Source organism: Kitasatospora sp. NPDC086009, from assembly GCF_044540385.1.
Taxonomy (GTDB): domain Bacteria; phylum Actinomycetota; class Actinomycetes; order Streptomycetales; family Streptomycetaceae; genus Kitasatospora.
In genome coordinates, this window is the sequence record NZ_JBITSA010000032.1 from 26,420 (window position 1) to 49,144 (window position 22,725).

At 75.3% G+C, this 22,725-nt stretch carries 3 protein-coding genes; all 3 read left to right on the forward strand.

Annotation, left to right across the window (positions count from 1 at the left end):
- Positions 1-81 precede the first annotated feature (81 nt).
- Entirely contained in the window at positions 82-9,285 is a 9,204-nt protein-coding gene (locus ACIF6L_RS37305) for an SDR family NAD(P)-dependent oxidoreductase (protein ID WP_396490786.1), read from the forward strand.
- On the forward strand, positions 9,278-21,055 hold the full coding sequence (locus ACIF6L_RS37310; protein WP_396490785.1) for an SDR family NAD(P)-dependent oxidoreductase: 11,778 nt from the start codon (positions 9,278-9,280) through the stop codon (positions 21,053-21,055). Before ACIF6L_RS37305 ends, ACIF6L_RS37310 begins: the two co-directional genes overlap by 8 nt.
- 80 nt (positions 21,056-21,135) lie before the next feature.
- Positions 21,136-22,725: type I polyketide synthase (locus ACIF6L_RS37315; protein ID WP_396492657.1), on the forward strand; the 1,590-nt coding region annotated here is incomplete at its 3' end.

Genomic DNA, 22,725 nt, shown 5'->3' on the forward strand with positions numbered 1-22,725 from the left:
TGCCCCGCTGCTCCCCTGTCCCGACCGCCCGGCCTGACCTCGAACGGCGCTCCCGGCCTCTACCCGTTGGACGGATTCCCGATGGATAACGAAGAGAAGCTCCTCGACTACCTGAAGCGTGTGTCGGCCGACCTGCGGCAGACCAGGGAGCGCCTGCGGGCGGTGGAGGCCGCGTCGGGCGAGCCGGTGGCCGTGGTGGGCATCGGCTGCCGGTTCCCCGGCGGGGTTCGGTCCCCGGAGGACCTGTGGCGGCTGGTGGTGGACGGCGGGGACGCCGTGGGGCCGCTGCCGACCGACCGGGGCTGGGACCTGGCGGAGCTGTTCGACCCGGAGGCCGGGCGGCCGGGGTCCAGCTATGTGCGGGCCGGTGGGTTCCTGGACGCGGTGGCCGAGTTCGATGCGGGGTTCTTCGGGATCTCGCCGCGTGAGGCGCTGGCGATGGACCCGCAGCAGCGGTTGCTGCTGGAGACCTCGTGGGAGGCGGTGGAGCGGGCGGGGATCGACCCGGACTCGCTACGGGGGAGCCGGACGGGCGTCTTCGCCGGCGCGCTCTCCCAGGAGTACGGCCCCCGGCTGCACGAGGGCTCGGACGACCTCGCCGGCTACCTGCTGACGGGCAACACGCTCAGCGTGCTGTCCGGCCGGGTTTCGTACGCGTTGGGGTTGGAGGGGCCGGCGGTGACGGTGGACACGGCGTGTTCGTCGTCGTTGGTGGCGTTGCACCTGGCGGTGCAGTCGTTGCGGTCGGGTGAGTGCGACCTGGCGTTGGCGGGTGGGGTGACGGTGATGTCGACTCCGGGGATGTTCGTGGAGTTCTCGCGGCAGCGGGGGTTGTCGAGGGACGGTCGGTGCCGTTCCTTCTCGGTGGATGCCGAGGGGTTCGGTATGGCCGAGGGCGTCGGTGTCCTGTTGGTGGAGCGGCTTTCGGACGCGCGGCGGTTGGGGCATCCGGTGCTGGCGGTGGTGCGGGGCAGTGCGGTGAACCAGGACGGTGCGTCGAACGGTCTGACGGCGCCGAACGGTCCGTCGCAGCAGCGGGTGATCCGGCAGGCGCTGGCGAACGCCGGACTGTCCGCGCCGGACGTGGACGTGGTGGAGGCCCATGGCACGGGGACCCGCCTCGGCGACCCGATCGAGGCCCACGCGCTGCTCGCCACCTACGGCCAGGACCGCCCGGCGGAACGGCCGTTGTACCTCGGGTCGGTCAAGTCCAACATCGGGCATCCGCAGGCGGCGGCGGGCGTGGCGGGTGTGATCAAGATGGTGTCGGCAATGCGGGCGGGTGTGCTGCCGAGGACGCTGCACGCCGATCAGCCCTCGCCGGAAGTGGACTGGGACGCGGGGTCGGTGGAGTTGCTGTCGGAGGCCCGGGAGTGGGGTTCTTCGGTGGGGCGGCCGCGTCGGGCGGCTGTCTCCTCCTTCGGGATCAGCGGGACCAATGCGCATGTGGTGCTGGAGCAGGCGCCGGTGGAGGAGCCGTCGGCCGCGTCGTCGGGGCCGGGGGTGGCGCCGCTGGTCGTCTCCGCGCGGGGTGGGTCGGCGTTGCGGGCGCAGGGCGCGCGGTTGGCCGACTGGTGGGAGGCGCGGGACGACCTGGGTGTGCCGGATGTGGCCTATTCGCTGGCCTCGGGGCGCGCGCGGCTGGAGCGCCGGGCCGTGATCGTGGCGGGGGACCGGGCCCAGGCGCTGGCGGGCGTCCGTGCGCTGGCCTCGGGCGAGCCGTCGCCCGCGCTGGTGGAGGGTACGGCCGATCCGCTGGACGCCTCCGGCGTGGTGTTCGTGTTCCCGGGTCAGGGGGCGCAGTGGGTAGGCATGGGCCGGGAGTTGGTGGATTCCTCGCCGGTGTTCGCGGCGCGGTTGGCGGAGTGTGCGGAGGCGTTGCGGCCGTTCGTCGGTTGGGACGTGCTCGATGTGGTGCGTGGTGTGCCCGGTGCTCCGTCGTTGGAGCGGGTGGATGTGGTGCAGCCGGTGTCGTTCGCGGTGATGGTGTCGCTGGCGGCGTTGTGGCGTTCCTACGGTGTGGAGCCGTCGGCGGTGGTGGGGCATTCGCAGGGGGAGATCGCGGCGGCGTGTGTGGCGGGTGCGTTGTCGCTGTCGGAGGGGGCGCGGATCGTGGCGTTGCGCAGCCGGGTGATCGCGGAGCGGTTGGCGGGGCTGGGCGGGATGGTGTCGCTGGCGCTGAGCCCGGTCGAGGCGGGGGAGTTGGTGGCTGCCGCGGAGGGCCGGTTGTCGGTGGCGGCGGTGAACGGGCCCGGCTCGGTGGTGGTGTCGGGGGAGCCGACGGCGTTGGAGGGGCTGCTGGCGGACTGTGAGGCGCGGGGCGTGCGGGCGCGCCGGATCCCGGTCGACTACGCCTCGCACTCCGCGCAGGTCGAGACCGTGCGGGACCATCTGCTCGACGCGCTCGGCCCGGACCGGGCGGCGGCCTCGGAGGTGGCGTTCTACTCCACCGTCACCGGGGACCTCCTGGACACCGAGGGGATCGACGCCGACTACTGGTACCGCAACCTGCGCGAGACCGTGCGCTTCGACCAGGCCGTCCAACGGCTCTCCGCACAGGGCCACGGCGTCTTCATCGAGGTCAGCCCCCACCCGGTACTGCGCCCGGGCATCGAGGAGACGGTCGACGCCGTGGTGGTCGGGTCGTTGCGGCGGAACGAGGGTGGGCTTGAGCGTTTCCTCGCGTCGGTGGCCGAGGTGTGGGTGCGTGGTGTGCCGGTGGACTGGGGCGTGGTCACGGGGGGTGGGCGTCGGGTGGAGTTGCCGACGTATGCGTTCCAGGGTGAGCGGTTCTGGTTGGAGCCGTCGGTGGTGGGTTCGGGTGTTTCGCCGTTGAGTGCGGTGGATGCGTTGCGGTATCGCGTGGTGTGGCGGCCGTTGGATGTGGTTCCGGCGGTGGGGTCGGGGGGTGCGTGGCTGCTGGTGGTGCCGGAGGGTGGTGCCGACGGTGGCTGGGGGTCGGCGCTGGTGTCGGCGTTCGCCGAACGCGGTGTGGATGCGGGTGTGTTGGTGGTGGAGGGTGCGGTTGGGCGTGACTCGTTGGCGGCGTTGTTGAAGGGGCGTGAGCCGGCGGGGGTGGTGTCGCTGCTGGGCAGTGGGTCGGGTGCGGTGGCCGGTGGTGGGTCGGTGCCGTGGGGTCTGGCGGCGTCGGTGGCGTTGGTGCAGGCGTTGGAGGACGTGGGTGTGGCGGCGCCGTTGTGGTGTGTGACACGGGGCGCGGTGGCGGTGGGTGGTGGTGAGCGGGTGTCCGGTCCGGAGCAGGCGATGCTCTGGGGTCTGGGCCGGGTGGTCGCGGCGGAGCTGCCGGACCGGTGGGGTGGTGTGGTGGATGTGCCGGAGTCGCCCGGGGTCGATCTGGCGCGGGCCACGGTCACCGCGCTGATCGGTGGGCACGGTGAGGACGAACTGGCGGTCCGGTCTGCGGGGTTGTCCGTGCGGCGGTTGGAGCGGGCGCCGCTGGCGGGCCGTCCGGCGGTGCGTGACTGGAGGCCCGGCGGCACTGTGCTGATCACGGGTGCCACCGGCGCGCTCGGCCGTCACGTCGCCCGGCGCCTGGCCGCCGACGGCGCCGAACACCTGCTGCTGCTGAGCCGGAGCGGTCGTGCCGCACCCGGCGCCGAGGCATTCGAAGCGGAGCTCACGGGGCTCGGCGCGAAGGTCACCGTGGCCGCGTGCGACGTGTCCGACCGGGATGCGGTCGCCGAGGTGCTGGCCGCGCTGCCGGCGGAGCACCCGCTCACCGCCGTGTTCCACACGGCCGCCCTGCTCGACGACGCCCTGATCGGTGACTTGACAGCCCATCAGATGGAGCATGTGCTCCGGGTCAAGGTCGGCGGCGCCCGGGTGCTGCACGAGCTGACCGAGGGCCTGGACCTCTCCGCCTTCGTCCTGTTCTCCTCGATCGCCGGGACATGCGGCCTGGCCGGTCACGCCAACTACGCACCGGGCAACGCCTATCTGGACGCACTGGCCCACCAGCGGCGGGCGGACGGCCTGCCCGCCACCGCGATCGCCTGGGGCCACTGGGACGGCGGCGGCATCGCCGCACCCGCCATCGAGGAGCAGATACGGCGACGCGGTGTGCTGACCTTCCGGCCGGAGCTGGCGCTGGACGCGCTCGCGGGGATCCTCGACCACGACGAGACCGCGGTCGCCGTCTTCAGTACCCGCTGGGACGGTACCGGGCTCGGCGCGGGCGCCAGGCCGGTCCCGCTACTGAGCGACCTGCTCGCCGCCGATCGCCCGGTGGCCGGTCCGGAGCGGACGCCCGCGACCTCCGCCGAGGAGTCCCCGGACCTGGCCCGCCGGCTGGCCGGACGCTCCGCCGAGGAGCAGCGGAAGGCCCTGCTGGACACCGTCCGCCAGGTGGTCGCCTCCGTCCTGCGGCACTCCTCCGACGACACCGTCCTGCCGAGCCGCGCCTTCAAGGAGCTCGGCTTCGACTCGCTCACCGCCGTCGAACTGCGCAACCGCCTGCGGATCGCGACCGGCCTGCGGCTGACCGCCACCCTGATCTACGACCATCCGACGCCCGTCGCCCTGGCCGACCACCTGCACGCGGAACTCTTCGGGCACCAGCCGGCCTTCCCGGCCGCCCGTCCGGTGACGGCCGGATCCGACGAGCCCGTCGTGATCGTCGGGATGAGCTGCCGGTACCCCGGTGGCGTGCGCTCGCCGGAGGACCTGTGGCGGCTGCTCGACGCGGGGGCGGACGCGATCTCCGCGCTGCCCGCGGACCGCGGCTGGGACGTCGACGGCCTGTACGACGCCGACCCCGACGCGTCCGGGCGGTCCTACGTCCGGGCCGGCGGATTCCTGGATGCCGCCACCGAGTTCGACGCGGGGTTCTTCGGGATCTCGCCGCGGGAGGCGCTGGCGATGGACCCGCAGCAGCGGTTGCTGCTGGAGACCTCGTGGGAGGCCTTCGAACGGGCGGGGATCGACCCCGAATCGGCCCGGGGCAGCAGGACCGGCGTTTTCGCGGGCCTCAGCATGCAGGACTACACGACCCTGCTGCGCGAGGCGTCGACCGAGGTCGAGGGCTACGCGGTGACGGGTAGCGCGGGCAGCGTGCTCTCGGGCCGGGTTTCGTACGCGTTGGGGTTGGAGGGGCCGGCGGTGACGGTGGACACGGCGTGTTCGTCGTCGTTGGTGGCGTTGCACCTGGCGGTGCAGTCGTTGCGGTCGGGTGAGTGCGATCTGGCGTTGGCGGGTGGGGTGACGGTGATGTCGACTCCGGGGATGTTCGTGGAGTTCTCGCGGCAGCGGGGGTTGTCGAGGGACGGTCGGTGCCGTTCCTTCTCGGTGGATGCCGAGGGGTTCGGTATGGCCGAGGGTGTCGGTGTCCTGTTGGTGGAGCGGCTGTCGGACGCGGTGCGCAACGGGCATCCGGTGCTGGCCGTGGTGCGGGGCAGTGCGGTGAACCAGGACGGTGCGTCGAACGGTCTGACGGCGCCGAACGGTCCGTCGCAGCAGCGGGTGATCCGGCAGGCGCTGGCGAACGCCGGACTGTCCGCGCGGGATGTGGACGCCGTCGAGGCCCACGGTACGGGCACCACCCTGGGCGACCCGATCGAGGCGCAGGCCCTGCTGGCCACCTACGGTCAGGACCGCGCCGGGGGAGCCCCGCTCTGGCTGGGCTCGGTGAAGTCGAACATCGGGCACACCCAGGCGGCGGCGGGTGTGGCGGGTGTGATCAAGATGGTGTCGGCGATGCGGGCGGGTGTGCTGCCCAGGACGCTGCACGCCGACCAGCCGTCACCGCACATCGACTGGTCCTCGGGCGCGGTGGAGTTGCTGACGGAGGCCCGGGAGTGGGGTTCTTCGGTGGAGCGGCCGCGTCGGGCGGCTGTCTCCTCCTTCGGGATCAGCGGGACCAACGCGCATGTGGTGCTGGAGCAGGCGCCGGTGGAGGAGCCGTCGGCCGCGTCGTCGGGGCCGGGGGTGGCGCCGCTGGTCGTCTCCGCGCGGGGCGGGTCGGCGTTGCGCGCGCAGGGCGCGCGGTTGGCCGACTGGTGGGAGGCGCGGGACGACCTGGGTGTGCCGGATGTGGCCTATTCGCTGGCCTCGGGGCGTGCGCGGCTGGAGCGCCGGGCCGTCGTCGTCGCGGAGGACCGGGCCAAGGCGCTGCTCGGTCTGCGCGCCGTGGGCGGGGCCGCGCCGGTAGCGGGGGTCGTCGAGGGCACGGCCGACCTGCCGAATGACGCGGGGGTGGTGTTCGTCTTCCCGGGTCAGGGAGCGCAGTGGGTAGGCATGGGCCGGGAGTTGGTGGATTCCTCGCCGGTGTTCGCGGCGCGGTTGGCGGAGTGCGCGCAGGCGTTGCGGCCGTTCATCGACTGGGACGTGCTCGATGTGCTGCGGGGCGTGCCCGGCGCGCCTTCGCTGGAGCGGGTGGATGTGGTCCAGCCGGTCTCCTTCGCGGTGATGGTCGCACTGGCCGAGCTGTGGCGTTCCTACGGTGTCGAGCCGTCGGCGGTCGTCGGCCATTCACAGGGGGAGATCGCGGCCGCCTATGTGGCGGGTGCGCTCTCCTTGGTGGACGCGGCGCGGATCGTGGCCTTGCGCAGCCAGGTGATCGCGGACGCACTCGCGGGGCTGGGCGGGATGGTGTCGCTGGCGCTGAGCCCGGCGCGGGCAGGGGAGTTGGTGGCTGCCGCGGAGGGCCGGTTGTCGGTGGCGGCGGTGAACGGGCCCGGCTCGGTGGTGGTGTCGGGGGAGCCGACGGCGCTGGAGGGGCTGCTGGCGGACTGTGAGGCGCGGGGCGTGCGGGCCCGCCGGATCCCGGTCGACTACGCCTCGCACTCCGCGCAGGTCGAGACCGTCCGGGACCGACTGCTCGACGTCCTGGGCGAGGTCACCGCCCGGTCGGCGAAGGTCCCGTTCTACTCGTCCGTGACCGGCGGCCGGGTGGACACGACGATGCTGGACGCGGAGTACTGGTACCGGAACCTGCGGGAACCGGTGGCGTTCGCGGCGGCCGTGCGGGCCTGTGCGGCCGACGAGTTCCGGGCGTTCGTCGAGAGCAGCGCGCACCCGGTGCTGAGCCTGGCCGTCGAGGAGACGTTGGAGGAGCACGGCGGAGAAGCCGTGGTGGTCGGGTCGTTGCGGCGGAACGAGGGTGGGCTTGAGCGTTTCCTCGCGTCGGTGGCCGAGGTGTGGGTGCGTGGTGTGCCGGTGGACTGGGGTGTGGCCACGGGGGGTGGGCGTCGGGTGGAGTTGCCGACGTATGCGTTCCAGGGTGAGCGGTTCTGGCTGGAGCCGTCGGTGGTGGGTTCGGGTGTTTCGCCGTTGAGTGCGGTGGATGCGTTGCGGTATCGCGTGGTGTGGCGGCCGTTGGATGTGGTTCCGGCGGTGGGGTCGGGGGGTGCGTGGCTGCTGGTGGTGCCGGAGGGTGGTGCTGACGGTGGCTGGGGGTCGGCGCTGGTGTCGGCGTTCGCCGAGCTCGGTGTGGATGCCGCTGTGTTGGTGGTGGATGGTGCGGTTGGGCGTGACTCGTTGGCGGCGTTGTTGAAGGGGCGTGAGCCGGCGGGGGTGGTGTCGCTGCTGGGCAGCGGGTCGGGTGCGGTGGCCGGTGGTGGGTCGGTGCCGTGGGGTCTGGCGGCGTCGGTGGCGTTGGTGCAGGCGTTGGAGGACGTGGGTGTGGCGGCGCCGTTGTGGTGTGTGACGCGGGGCGCGGTGGCGGTGGGTGGTGGTGAGCGGGTGTCCGGTCCGGAGCAGGCGATGCTCTGGGGTCTGGGCCGGGTGGTCGCGGCGGAGCTGCCGGACCGCTGGGGTGGTGTGGTGGATGTGCCGGAGTCGCCCGGGGTCGATCTGGCGCGGGCCACGGTCACCGCGCTGATCGGTGGGCACGGTGAGGACGAACTGGCGGTCCGGTCTGCGGGGTTGTCCGTGCGGCGGTTGGAGCGGGCGCCGCTGGCGGGCCGTCCGGCGGTGCGTGACTGGAGGCCTGGCGGCACGGTGCTGATCACGGGTGCCACCGGCGCGCTCGGCCGTCACGTCGCCCGGCGCCTGGCCGCCGACGGCGCCGAACACCTGCTGCTGCTGAGCGAGGACGCCTTCGAGGACGCCGAGTTCCTCGCCGAGCTGACCGCCTCCGGCGCCCAGGTGAGCGCCCACCGGTGCGAGATGTCCGACCGGGCCGCGGTGGGCGAGCTGCTGGCCGGGCTGCCCGGGGAGCACCCGCTCACGGCCGTGTTCCACGCCCCCACGCTGCTCGACGACGCCCTGGTCGATACCTTGACGGCCAATCAGATGGAGCACGTGCTGCGGGTCAAGGTGGGCGGTGCCCGGGTGCTGCACGAGCTGACCGTGGGCCTGGACCTCTCCGCCTTCGTCCTGTTCTCCTCCTTCGCCGGCGTCTGCGGCCTGGCCGGTCACGCCAACTACGCACCGGGCAACGCCTATCTGGACGCGCTGGCGCACCAGCGGCGGGCGGACGGCCTGCCCGCCACCGCGATCGCCTGGGGCCACTGGGACGGTGCCGTCACGGCCGCCCCCGGTACCGAGGACCGGATCCGCCGGCACGGCGCCCGGGACCTCGACCCGGAGCTGGCCCTGGACGCCCTCGGGGGGATCCTGGACCACGACGAGACCTCCGTCGCCGTCCTGCACTGCGCCTGGGACGACCCTGCCTGGCGCCTGCCCCTGCTGGGCGGCCTCCGCGCCGAACGGCCCGGGCCGGCCCCGTCCGGCCCGGCGGTCGCCGACCCGTCGGACGACCCGGCGGCCGCGCTGGCCCGCCGCCTGGCGGAGCTGCCGGAGGCCGAGCGCCCCGGCGCCCTGCTGGCGCTGGTCCGGCCGGTGATCGCGACCGTCCTGCGGCACTCCTCGCCGGACGCGATCGAGCCCGACCAGCCGTTCAAGGACCTCGGCTTCGACTCGCTCACCGCCGTCGAACTGCGCAACCGCCTGCGGACGGCGACCGGCCTGCGGCTGACCTCCACCCTGATCTACGACCATCCGACCCCGGCGGCGCTCGCCGACCACCTGCACGCCGAACTGGCCCCGCGCCCCGACACCACCGTGGTGCCGGTCCTGGCCGAACTGGACCGCCTGGCGGCGGTCCTGTCCGCCGCCTCGCTCGCGGTGGCCGAACGCCAGGCGGTCGGCGACCGCCTCCAGGACCTGCTGGCCGGCTGGCGCGCCACCGCGTCGCGCGCCGACGGTCCCGCCGACACCGTCACCGAACTCGAAGCCGTGACCGACGACGAGCTGATCGGGCTCCTCGGCGACGAGTTCGGCATCTACCAGCCCGATCACTCCGCAGAGGGAAACGCTCATGAATGACGACCGGATGCGCTACTTCCTCAACCGGGTGACCGCCGAGCTGCGCGAGACCCGCGACCGCCTGCGGGAGGTGGAGGACAGCCGGCAGGAGCCGATCGCGATCGTCGGCATGGCCTGCCGGCTGCCCGGTGGCGTCACCTCGCCCGAGGGCCTGTGGGACCTGGTGGCGGCGGGCTCCGACGTGATCTCGGGGCTGCCCGTCAACCGCGGTTGGGACCTCACCGACTTCTACGACCCGGACCCCGACGTGCCGGGCCGCTCCTACGTCCGGGCCGGCGGGTTCCTGCACGAGGCCGCCGAGTTCGACGCCGCGTTCTTCGGGATCTCGCCGCGCGAGGCGCTGGCGATGGACCCGCAGCAGCGGCTGCTGCTGGAGGCCTCCTGGGAGGCCTTCGAGCACGCGGGCATCGATCCGGTGTCGGTGCGCGGGACCGACACCGGGGTGTTCGCCGGCGTGGTCTACGGCGACTACGCGCGGCGCGGTGCGCGGATCCCGGCCGATCTGGAGGGGCACGTCGGCACCGGCAGCGCCGCCAGTGTCGCCTCTGGCCGGATCTCCTACACCCTGGGCCTGGAAGGCCCCGCGGTGACGGTCGACACCGCCTGCTCCTCCTCCCTGGTCGCCCTGCACCTGGCCGTCCAGTCGCTGCGGTCGGGCGAGTGCTCGCTGGCGCTGGCCGGCGGGGTGACGGTGATGCTCACCCCCGAGGAGTTCGTCCGCTTCTCCCGGCTGCGCGGTCTGTCCACCGACGGGCGCTGCCGGGCCTTCGGGGCCGGCGCGGACGGCTTCGGGATGGCCGAGGGCGTCGGGCTGCTGCTGGTCGAGCGGCTGTCGGACGCGCGCCGCAACGGGCATCACGTCCTGGCGGTGGTGCGCGGGTCGGCGGTCAACCAGGACGGCCGGTCCAACGGGTTGTCCGCGCCGAACGGCCCCGCCCAGCAGCGGGTGATCCGGCGGGCCCTGGCCGACGCCCGGCTGTCCGCCGCCGAGGTGGACGTGGTCGAGGCGCACGGCACGGGGACGAAGCTCGGCGACCCGATCGAGGCCCAGGCCCTGCTCGCCACCTACGGCCGGGACCGGCCGGCGGAGCAGCCGCTCTGGCTGGGCTCGCTGAAGTCCAACGTCGGCCACGCCCAGGGGGCGGCCGGCGTCTCCGGGGTGATCAAGATGGTGATGGCGATGCGGAAGGAGGTCCTGCCGAGGACGCTGCACGCCGAGGAGCCGTCCCCGCACATCGACTGGTCCTCGGGCGCGCTCCGGCTGCTCACCGAGGCCCGGCCGTGGCCGGCGGGGGAGCACCCGCGCCGGGCCGGCGTCTCGTCGTTCGGCATGAGCGGGACCAACGCGCACGTCGTCCTCGAACAGGCCCCGGCCCCGGTGGACGCGGAGCCGGGGGAGGCGCCGGCCGCGGTCGCGCCGGTGCCGGGGCCCGCCGTGGTGCCGTGGCTGCTGTCAGCGCGCAGCGCGCCCGCGCTCCGCGAGCAGGCCGCGCGCCTGCGTTCGGCCCTCGGGGCGGGCCGGGCCGAGGATCCGGCGGCGGTCGGCCATGCGCTGGCGACCACCCGGGCCGTTCTGGAGCACCGTGCGGTGGTGCTCGGGACCGACACGGACAGCCTGCTGCGCGGCCTCGACGCCCTGGCCGGGGACTTCCCGGCGCCGGGTGTGGTCCGCGGCGTGGCGGCGGGCCCCGGCCCGGGCCGGGTGGTGTTCGTCTTTCCGGGGCAGGGTTCGCAGTGGGTCGGGATGGGTGTGGAGCTGTTGGCGGAGTCGCCGGTGTTCGCGGGGCGGTTGGCGGAGTGTGCGGAGGCGTTGGGGCCGTTCGTCGACTGGGATCTGCTCGATGTGTTGCGTGGTGTGCCCGGTGCTCCGTCGTTGGAGCGGGTGGATGTGGTGCAGCCGGTGCTGTTCGCGGTGATGGTGTCGTTGGCGGAGTTGTGGCGGTCGTACGGTGTGGAGCCGTCGGCGGTGGTGGGGCATTCGCAGGGGGAGATCGCGGCGGCGTGTGTGGCGGGTGTGTTGTCGCTGTCGGATGCGGCGCGGATCGTGGCGTTGCGCAGTCGGGCGTTGACCGGGTTGGCCGGGCGCGGGGGGATGGTGTCCGTTCCGCTGCCCGCCGGTGAGGTCGGTGGGTTGATCGTCCGCTGGCGGGACCGGATCCAGGTGGCGGCGCTGAACGGCCCGGCGGGGACGGTGGTGGCCGGTGAACCGGCGGCGTTGGACGAGCTTCTGACGCATTGCCAGGAGCGCGGGGTGCGGGCCCGGCGGATTCCGGTGGACTACGCCTCGCACACCTCGCAGGTGGAGCGGTTGCGCGAGGAACTGCTGGCGGTGCTCGCGCCGGTCGAGCCGGGACCGGCCGAGGTGCCGTTCTACTCGACGGTCGAGGAGCGCTGGCTGACCGGCGCCGAGCTCGACGCCGACTACTGGTACCGCAACCTGCGTCGGACCGTCGCCTTCGAGCCCGCGACCCGGGCGCTGGCGGAGCAGGGCCACGGCGTCTTCGTCGAGGTCAGTCCGCACCCGGTGCTGACGGCGAGCCTCCAGGAGACCCTGGAGGCGGCCGGGATCCAGGGCATCGTGACCGGCTCGCTCCGCCGCGACGACGGCGGGCCCGCCCGGTTCCTCGGCTCGCTCGCCGAGGTGCACGTCCAGGGCCGCCCGGTGGACTGGGCGGCGGCCTTCGGCGGCCCGCCCGCACGGCGGGTGGAGCTGCCGACCTATCCGTTCCAGCGGCAGCGCTACTGGCTGAACGCCTCCGGGCTCACGGGCGGCGGACTGACCGGCGCGGGGCTCGGCACGGCGGACCATCCGCTGCTCGGCGCGGTGATCGAACCGGCCGACAGCGACGAAGTCCTGTTCACCAACCGGCTCTCGCTGGACACCCACCCCTGGCTGGCCGACCACGCCGTGGCGGGCACCGCCATCCTGCCGGGCACCGCTTTCGTCGAACTGGCCGTCCGGGCCGGTGACCAGGTGGGGTGCGAGCTGCTCGACGAGCTGGTCATCGAACGGCCGCTGGTGCTGCCCGACCAGGGCGGTCTCCAGTTGCAGGTGCGGGTGGGCGCCGCCCAGCCGTCCGGGGTGCGGCAGGTCGGGGTCCACACCCGCCCGGACCAGGGCGGCGAGGAGCCGTGGACCCGCCATGCCACCGCCGTGCTGGCGGCCGCCGGCTCGGCCGGGGACCGGTCCCCGGAGGCCTTCGACGCCGAAGTGTGGCCGCCGCCCGGCGCGGTGGCCCTGGAGACCGCCGGGCTGTACGAGCGGCTGGTGGCGGCGGGCTACCACTACGGGCCCGCCTTCCGGGGGCTGCGCACCGCCTGGCGCCGTGGCGACGAGGTGTTCGCCGAGGTCGGCCTGGACGAGGAGCAGTCGGCCGAGGCGGGCCGGTACGGGCTCCACCCGGCGCTGCTGGACGCGGCCCTGCACGCCACCTTCCTGACCGGCGCCGGCGCGGACGCCGACGCCGGCGCAGGCTCGGCCTCAGGCGCCGGGACCGACGCGGTAGCCGGTCCCGCGGCCCCGACCGCCACCCGACTGCCGTTCGCCTGGAACGAGGTGCGCGTCCACGCGGTGGGCGCTTCGGCCCTGCGCGTCCGGCTGCGGCCGGACGGACCGGACCGGATGGCCCTGTCCGTCGCCGACCCCGCCGGGCAGCCGGTGGCGACCGCCCGGTCGCTGGCCCTGCGTCCGGTCTCCGCCGAGGAGTTCGGCGCGGCGGGCGCCGCCGTCGGGGACTCCCTCTACCGGATCGCATGGGCGCCGGCGCCCGGTGCGCCGGAGGCGGCGGCCCCGGCCCCGGCCCCGGCCGTGGTCGTCGAGCACTTCCCCGCGCCCGGGGAGGAGGGGGCGGCGGCCGTGCACCTGCTGGCCCGGCGGGCGCTCGACACCCTGCGGTCCTGGCTGGCCGACGAACGGTCGGCGGACCACCGGCTGGTGGTGGTGACGCGCGCCGCGACCGCCGTCCGGCCGGGCGAGGCCGCGGACCCGGCCGGTGCGGCCGTCTGGGGGCTGGTGCGCTCCGCGCAGGCCGAACACCCGGGGCGCCTGGTCCTGGTGGACGTCGACGACCCCGCCGCAGTGCCGCTCCTGCCGCCCGCCGTCCTCGCCTCCGAGGAGCCCCAACTGGCCGTCCGGGCGGGCGAGGTGCTGATGCCCCGGCTGGTCCGGGCGATCCCGTCCGGGGACGGCGCACCGGCCCCGCGGTTCGATCCCGAGGGCACGGTGCTGGTCACCGGTGGTACCGGCACGCTGGGGTCGCTGCTGGCCCGGCACCTGGTGACGGCGTACGGGGTGCGGCATCTGCTGCTGGTGGGCCGCAGTGGCCCGGCGGCCGAGGGTGCCGGTGAACTGGAGGCCTCGCTGCGCGAACGGGGCGCCGAGGTGACCATCGCGGCCTGCGACACCACGGACCGCGACGCGCTGCGGGAGCTGCTCGCCGGCCTCCGGCGCCCGCTGACCGGTGTGCTGCACGCCGCCGGGGTACTGGACGACGGCCTGGTGGCCGGGCTGACGCCGGAGCGGCTGGCGGCCGTCCTGCGGCCCAAGATCGATGCCGCGCTCGCGCTGCACGAGCTCACCGCCGGCGAGGACCTCGCCGCGTTCGTCCTCTTCTCCTCCGCCGCGGGCGTGCTCGGCGGCGCCGGCCAGGCCTCCTACGCGGCGGCCAACGCCGCCCTGGACGCGCTCGCCGGGGCGCGCCGGGCGCGGGGGCTGCCCGCCGTGTCGCTGGCCTGGGGCCTGTGGGCCGAGGCCAGCGGGATGACCGGTCACCTGGACCGGGCCGACCACCGCCGGATCGCCCGGAGCGGCGTGCGGCCGTTCTCCTCGGAGCAGGGTCTCGCGCTGTTCGACGCCGCGCTCGCGGCCGACGAGGCGGTCCTGGTGCCGATGGCGCTCGACCTGGCCGGGCTGCGGTCCGCGGACGCGACCGTCCCCGCCCTGCTGCGCGGCCTGGTCCGGCCGGGGCGGCGGGTGGCCCGGGCCGCCGCCGAGGGCCGGGCGGCCGGCACCCTGACGGAGCGGCTCGCCGGCCGGCCGGCGGGTGAGCGCGGTCGGGCCCTGCTGGAGCTGGTGCGCGCGCACGCCGCGACGGTGCTCGGTCACAGCACCGGCTCCGGGATCGAACCCGCGCTCGCCTTCCGCGAGTTGGGCTTCGACTCGCTGACCGCGGTGGAGCTGCGCAATCGGCTCGCCACGGCCACCGGGCTCCGGCTGCCGGCCACCCTGGTGTTCGACCATCCGACGCCGGCCGTGCTGGCGCGGCGGCTGGAGGCCGAGCTGTTCGGCGAGGCCGAGGGCGCCCGCCCGGCCGCACTCGCCGCCGAGGCGCAGGACGAGCCCATCGCGATCGTCGGCATGTCCTGCCGCTTCCCGGGCGGCATCGACTCGCCGCAGGACCTCTGGGAGACGGTCGCGGCGGGCCGGGACGTGGTCGGGAGCTTCCCCGAGAACCGGGGCTGGGACCTCGACACGCTGTTCGACCCGGACCCGGACCGTCCGGGCAAGAGCTACGTCGACGCGGGCGCGTTCCTCGCCGACCCCGGGGAGTTCGACGCGGAGTTCTTCGGCATCTCGCCGCGCGAGGCGCTGGCGATGGACCCCCAGCAGCGGCTGCTGCTGGAGGCCTCCTGGGAGGCGTTCGAGCACGCGGGCATCGACCCGGCGGCGCTGCGGGGCAGCGACACCGGGGTGTTCGCGGGGCTGCTCTACCACGAGTACGGCGCGCTGCTCGACCGGGCCGAGGGGGCGTCCGAGCTGGAGGCCTACGCGGGTACGGGCGGTGCGGGCAGCGTCGCATCGGGCCGGATCTCCTACACGCTCGGGTTGGAGGGCCCGGCGATCACCGTCGACACCGCCTGCTCGTCCGCCCTGGTGGCGGTGCACCTGGCGAGCCGTTCGCTGCGCTCGGGTGAGTGCTCGCTGGCGCTGGCCGGCGGCGTGACCGTGATGACCACGCCGGCCGCGTTCACCGGTTTCTCCCGGCAGCGCGGGCTGGCGGCGGACGGGCGGTGCAAGCCGTTCTCCGCGACGGCCGACGGCACCGGCTGGTCCGAGGGGGTCGGCCTGCTGGTCCTGGAGCGGCTCTCGGACGCGCGCCGCCACGGACACCGGGTGCTCGCGGTGGTCCGGGGCAGCGCGGTCAACCAGGACGGGGCGAGCAACGGGCTGTCGGCGCCGAACGGACCGGCGCAGCAGCGGGTGATCCGGCAGGCGCTGGCCAACGCCGGGGTCGCCGCCGACGGCGTGGACGCCGTCGAGGCGCACGGCACCGGAACGGTGCTGGGCGATCCGATCGAGGCGCAGGCGCTGCTGGCGACGTACGGCCAGGACCGCGCCGAGGCGGAACCGCTCTGGCTGGGCTCGGTGAAGTCGAACCTCGGCCACACCCAGGGCGCCGCCGGCGCCGCCGGAATGATCAAGATGATCCAGGCGATGCGGCACGGGGTGCTGCCGAAGACGCTGCACGTGGCGGAGCCGACGGGGCAGGTGGACTGGTCGTCGGGTGCGGTGGAGCTGTTGACGCGGGCGCGGCCGTGGCCGGAGACGGGGCGGCCGAGGCGTTCGGCGGTGTCCTCGTTCGGGATCAGCGGGACCAACGCGCATGTGGTGCTGGAGCAGGCACCCCCGGAGTCGGCGGAGTCGGCGGAGGCGAGCGGGGACGGTGTGGTGCCGTGGCTGCTGTCGGGTGCTGACGAGGGCGCCCTGCGGGCCCAGGCCGGCCGGCTGGCGGCGCATCTGCGGGAGCGGCCGGAGCTGGGCGTGCGGGACGTCGGCCATGCGCTGGCGGTCACCCGGGCGGCGCTGCCGGAGCGGGCCGCGGTCCTGGGCGCGGACCGGGCGGCGCTGCTGCACGGCCTGGACGCGCTGGCCGAGGGCCGGCCCGCCGCCGCGACGGTGCGGGCCCGGGCGACGGTCGACGACCGGACGGTGTTCGTCTTTCCGGGGCAGGGTTCGCAGTGGGTCGGGATGGGTGTGGAGCTGTTGGCGGAGTCGCCGGTGTTCGCGGCGCGGTTGGCGGAGTGTGCGGAGGCGTTGGGGCCGTTCGTCGACTGGGATCTGCTCGATGTGCTGCGAGGTGTGCCCGGTGCTCCGTCGTTGGAGCGGGTGGATGTGGTGCAGCCGGTGCTGTTCGCGGTGATGGTGTCGTTGGCGGAGTTGTGGCGGTCGTACGGTGTGGAGCCGTCGGCGGTGGTGGGGCATTCGCAGGGGGAGATCGCGGCGGCGTGTGTGGCGGGTGTGTTGTCGCTGTCGGACGCGGCGCGGATCGTGGCGTTGCGCAGTCGGGCGTTGACCGGGTTGGCCGGGCGCGGTGGGATGGTGTCCGTTCCGCTGCCCGCCGGTGAGGTCGGTGGGTTGATCGTCCGCTGGCGGGACCGGATCCAGGTGGCGGCGCTGAACGGCCCGGCGGGGACGGTGGTGGCCGGTGAACCGGCGGCGCTGGACGAGCTTCTGACGCGTTGCCAGGAGCACGGGGTGCGGGCCCGGCGGATTCCGGTGGACTACGCCTCGCACACCTCGCAGGTGGAGCGGTTGCGCGAGGAACTGCTGGCGGTGCTCGCGCCGGTCGAGCCGGGACCGGCCGAGGTGCCGTTCTACTCCTCGACGACCGGGAGGACGATGGAGGGGCGGGAGCTCGACGCCGCCTACTGGTACGCCAATCTGCGCCAACCGGTGGAGTTCGAGGCCGCCACCCGGGCGCTGCTCGACGACGGCCACCGGATCTTCGTCGAGGTCAGCCCCCACCCGGTGCTGACCACCAGCATCCAGGACACCGTCGAGAGCGCGGAGGCCACGGCCACCGTGACGGGCACGCTGCGCCGCGACGAGGGCGGGCCGGAGCGCTTGCTGGCCTCGGTGGCCGGGCTCTGGGCCGCCGGTGTCCCGGTCGACTGGAGCGCCGCCACCGCCGGCGGCCGCCCGGTCGAACTGCCCACCTACGCCTTCCAGCGCCGCCGCTACTGGGTGCGGACCGCGGCGGACGAGCAGGGCGGCTCGGCCGTCGGCCTCGGGCTGGGGGACGCCGGCCATCCGCTGCTCGGCGCCGTGGTCGCCCCGGCGGGCGGTGACGGCCTGCTGCTCACCGGCCGGCTGTCGCGGCGCGGCCACCCGTGGCTCGCCGACCACGCCGTGCGGGAGACGGTGCTGCTGCCGGGGACGGCCTTCGTCGAGCTGGCCGTCCGGGCCGGTGACGAGGCCGGCTGCCCGGTCGTCGAGGAACTGGTCATCGAGGCGCCGCTGGCGCTGCCCGAGCGGGCGGCGGTCGGCGTCCAGGTCGCGGTCGGGGACGCCGACGACACCGGACGGCGCACGGTGACCGTCCACGCCCGCCCGGGCGAGGGGCGGCCGTGGACCAGGCACGCCTCCGGGACCCTCGCCCCGGCCGACCCCGTGGAGGAGTCGGCCGACCTGGCCGTCTGGCCCCCCGCCGGTGCGGTCGCGGTGGACACCGCGGGCTTCTACGAGAGCCTCGACGAGGCCGGGTACCGCTACGGACCGGCGTTCCGCGGCCTGCGGACCCTCTGGCGGCGCGGTCCGGAGCTCTTCGCCGAGGTCGGCCTCCCGGAGTCCGAGCGCGCCGGGGCCGGGCGCTACGGACTGCACCCCGCCCTGCTGGACAGCGCCCTGCACGCCTGGGCGCTCCAGGGCGTCGGCGGCGCCGCCCGGCTCCCCTTCTCGTGGAGCGGGTTCCGCCTGCACGCCTCGGGCGCCACGGCGCTGCGGGTCCGGCTCGTGCCGACCGGTGAGGACAGCGTGTCGCTGCTGGTCGCCGACGAGGACGGCCGTCCGGTGGCCTCGGCGGCCTCGCTGCTGGTCCGGGAGATCCCGGGCGGCGCGCTCGCGCAGCGCGAGGCGGTGGCCCCCGACGCGCTCTTCGACGTGGCCTGGCAGCCGCTGCCGCTCCCGGCCGGACCGGTCGCGCGGACGGCGCGGATCCTGGTCACCGTGGCGGGCGACGCCGACCCGGCCCGGGCCGTCCGGGACGCCGTCCGGCACGCACTGACGGAGGTCCGGGCCAGGCTGGCCGAAACCCCCGCCGACGCGGGCCCGCTGGCCGTGGTGACCCGCGGTGCGGTGGCCGCCCGGGCGACGGACGGCGCGCCGGACCCGGTGGGCGCCGCCGTGCTGGGGCTGCTCCGCTCCGCCCAGGCCGAGCACCCCGGCCGGTTCGTCCTCGTCGACCTCGACGACGATCCCGCCGCCCCCGGGCTGCTGGACGCCGCCGTCGCCACCGGCGAGCCCCAACTCGCGGTCCGCGACGGCGTACTGCACGCCCCCCGACTGGCCCGGGCGGTGGCGGCCCGGGGTGAACTGGCACTGCCCGACCCGATTGAGCTGCCCGACCCGACTGAGCTGCCCGACCCGCCTGAGCGGCCCGACCCGCCTGAGCGGCCCGCCACGCCCGCCTGGCACCTGACCGCCGACGCGTCGGGCACCCTGGAGGGCCTGGCGTTCGCCCCGCACCCCGAGGCGCTCGCGCCGCTGGCCGCCGGCGAGCTGCGGATCGCGGTCCGCGCGGCCGGACTGAACTTCCGCGACACCCTGGTCGCGCTGGGGATGTACCCGGACCCGGGGGCGTACCTCGGCGGCGAGGGCGCCGGGGTGGTGCTGGAGACCGGCCCGGGGGTGACCGGCTTCGCCCCCGGGGACCGCGTCCTCGGCATGCTGCCCAAGTCCTTCGGACCGGTCGCGGTGGCCGATGCCCGGCTGGTGGCCCGGATTCCCGAGGGCTGGTCGTTCGCCGAGGCGGCGGCCATGCCGGTCGCCTTCCTGACGGCCTACTACGCCCTGTACGACCTGGCCGGCCTGCGCCCCGGCGAGTCGGTGCTGATCCACGCCGCCGCCGGCGGCGTCGGAACGGCCGCCGTGCAACTGGCCCGGCACCGGGGCGCCGAGGTCTACGGCACGGCCGGCCGGGGCAAGTGGCCGGCGCTGCGCTCGCTCGGCCTCGACGACGACCACATCGCCGACTCGCGGACCACCGGCTTCGAGCAGGCGTTCCTGGCGGCCAGCGGCGGGCGCGGGATGGACGTCGTCCTGGACTGCCTCGCGGGGGAGTTCGTCGACGCCTCGCTGCGCCTGCTGCCCCGCGGCGGGAGGTTCGTCGAGCTGGGCAAGACCGACGTCCGCGCCGCCGGGGAGGTGGCCGCCGCGCACCCGGGCGTGACCTACCGGGCGTTCGACCTGGTGGCGGCCGCCGGACCGGACCGGATCCAGCAGATGCTGGCCGAACTGGTGGACCTCTTCGAGCAGGGCGTGCTGTCGCCGCTGCCGACGACCTGCTGGGACGTCCGGCGGGCACCCGAGGCCTTCCGGCAGCTGAGCCAGGCCAAGCTGGTCGGCAAGGTCGTGCTGACCGTCCCCCGGCAGCTGGGCCCCGAGGGCACGGTGCTGGTCACCGGTGGTACCGGCACGCTGGGGTCGCTGCTGGCCCGGCACCTGGTGACGGCGTACGGGGTGCGGCATCTGCTGCTGGTGGGCCGCAGTGGCCCGGCGGCCGAGGGTGCCGGTGAACTGGAGGCCTCGCTGCGCGAACTGGGCGCCGAGGTGACCATCGCGGCCTGCGACACCGCGGACCGCGACGCGCTGCGGGAGCTGCTCGCCGGGGTCCGACCGCCACTGAGCGGCGTCGTGCACACCGCGGGCGTGCTCGACGACGGCGTGGTGGAGTCCCTGACCGCCGAGCAACTGGACGCGGTGCTGCGGCCCAAGGCCGACGCGGCACTCGCGCTGCACGAGCTCACCGCCGGTGAGGACCTCGCCGCCTTCGTCCTCTACTCCTCGGCCGCCGGTGTCTTCGGCAGCCCCGGGCAGGCCAACTACGCGGCGGCCAACGCCTTCCTGGACGCGCTCGCCGCCCGGCGACGGGAGGCCGGCCGGCCGGCGCTCTCGCTCGCCTGGGGGCTCTGGGAGCCCCGCAGCGGGATGACCGGACACCTCGGCGCGAGCGACCACGGCCGGCTGGCCAGGAGCGGCGCCCTCGGGATGACCCCGGAGCAGGGCCTCGCCCTGTTCGACGCCGCGGTCCGGCTGGACCGGTCGACGCTGGTGGCCGCGCCGCTCGACCTGGCCGGCCTGCGCGAGCGCGGCGGGGACGTTCCCCCGCTGCTGCGCGAGCTGGTCGCCCCGGCGCGCCGGACGGCCGGCACCGGCCGGCCGGAGGACGGTTCGCTCGTCCTGCGGCTGACCAGGCTGCCCGCGGCCGAACGCACCCGCGTCCTGCTGCGGGCGGTCCGGGGCCACGCCGCCACCGTGCTCGGCCACGACGGGCCGGACCTGGTGGGGGCGGACCGCCCCTTCAAGGACCTCGGCTTCGACTCGCTGACCGCCGTCGAGTTGCGCAACCGGCTGAACACGGCGACCGGGCTGCGGCTGCCCGCCACCGTGGTCTTCGAGAGCCCGAGCGCGCGCGAACTCGCCGAGCGGCTGCGGCGGGAGCTCTTCCCCGACGGGGAGGCGCCCGGGGCCCTCGCCGCCGCGGTGCCCGGTACCGGCGCCGACGAGGACGGGATCCGCCGGACCCTCGCCGCGCTGCCGCTCGACCGGCTGCGGGAACTCGGCCTGCTCGACGTGCTGTTGGGCCTCGCCGAGGAGACCCCGGCCCCCGCAGCGGCCCCCGGGCCGTCCCCCGAGCCGTCCCCTGTCTCGGCACCCGACCCGACGTCCGACCCGACGTCCGACCCGGCGCCCGTCGCGGAGGACGAGCTCGACCGGCTCGACGGCATGGACGCCGAAGACCTGATCGCCCGCGCGTTCGGCAGCGCGACATGACGCCGCGCCCCGACCGCCCGGCCGGTCCGCCCGCCCGGGCCCCGCATGCCGACCGACCCGGAACCGCCAGTGGAGGAAAGATGGCTGAGACCCAGGACCGCCTCGTCGAAGCCCTGCGGCTCTCGCTGAAGGAGAACGAGCTGCTGCGCCGGCAGAACGCCGAGCTCGCCGACCCCGCGCCCGAACCGATCGCGATCGTGGGCATGGCCTGCCGCCTCCCGGGCGGGGTGCGCACCCCGCAGGACCTCTGGACGCTGCTGACCGACGGCGCGGACGTGATCGCCGACCTGCCCCGGGACCGCGGCTGGGACATCGACGGCCGGTACGACCCCGACCCGGACGTGCCCGGCACGTTCTACGTCCGGCAGGGCGGCTTCCTGACGGACGTCGCGGAGTTCGACGCGGAGTTCTTCGGCATCTCGCCGCGCGAGGCGCTCGGGATGGACCCGCAGCAGCGGCTGCTGCTGGAGACCTCCTGGGAGGCCGTCGAGGCGGCGGGCATCGACCCGCACTCCCTGCGCGGCAGCCGGACCGGCGTCTTCGCGGGCCTCGGCTACCACGACTACGGCACCCGGCTGGGCCGGGTGCCGGACGGGCTGGAGGGCTACCTGGGCAACGGCCGCTCGGGCAGCGTCGCCTCCGGTCGGGTCTCCTACACGCTCGGGCTGGAGGGGCCGGCCGTCACGGTGGACACGGCCTGCTCGTCCTCGCTGGTCGCGCTGCACCTCGCGGCCCGCTCGCTGCGCCAGGGCGAGTGCGACCTCGCCCTGGCCGGCGGGGTGACGGTGATGTCCACCCTGGACGGCATCCTGGAGCTGGCCCGCCAGCGGGCCCTGGCCCGTGACGGCCGCTCCAAGGCGTTCGGCGCCGGCGCCGACGGCATGAGCATGGCCGAGGGGGTCGGCCTGCTGCTGGTGGAGCGGCTCTCCGACGCCCGCCGCCTCGGCCACCCGGTGCTCGCGGTGCTCCGGGGCAGCGCGATCAACCAGGACGGCAGGTCGAACGGCCTGACCGCGCCGAACGGCGCCGCGCAGCGCCGGGTGATCCGGCAGGCCCTCGCCGAGGCGCGGCTGACGCCGGACCAGGTCGACCTGCTGGAGGCGCACGGCACCGGCACCGCGCTGGGCGACCCGATCGAGGCCGTCGAGCTGCTGGCCACCTACGGCCAGGGCCGGCCGCAGGAGCACCCGGCCTGGCTGGGCTCGGTGAAGTCGAACCTCGGCCACACCCAGTTCGCCGCCGGTGTCACCGGGGTCATCAAGGCCGTCCTCGCGATGCGGCACGGGGTGCTGCCGAAGACCCTGCACGCGGACGAGCGGACCGGGCAGGTGGACTGGTCGTCGGGTGCGGTGGAGCTGTTGACGCGGGCGCGGCCGTGGCCGGAGACGGGGCGGCCGAGGCGTTCGGCGGTGTCCTCGTTCGGGATCAGCGGGACCAACGCGCATGTGGTGCTGGAGCAGGCACCGCCGGAGCAGCCGGAGCCGTCGGAGTCGGCGGAGGCGAGCGGGGACGGTGTGGTGCCGTGGCTGCTGTCGGGTGGTGACGAGGGCGCCCTGCGGGCCCAGGCCGGCCGGTTGGCGGCGCATCTGCGGGAGCGGCCGGAGCTGGGCGTGCGGGACGTCGGCCATGCGCTGGCGGTCACCCGGGCGGCGCTGCCGGAGCGGGCCGCG

What these genes read in the sequence shown, in the direction of transcription:
- ACIF6L_RS37305 (WP_396490786.1), top strand. Translation starts at nt 82, where the DNA reads ATGGATAACGAAGAGAAGCTCCTCGACTACCTGAAGCGTGTGTCGGCC.
- ACIF6L_RS37310 (WP_396490785.1), top strand. Translation starts at nt 9,278, where the DNA reads ATGAATGACGACCGGATGCGCTACTTCCTCAACCGGGTGACCGCCGAG.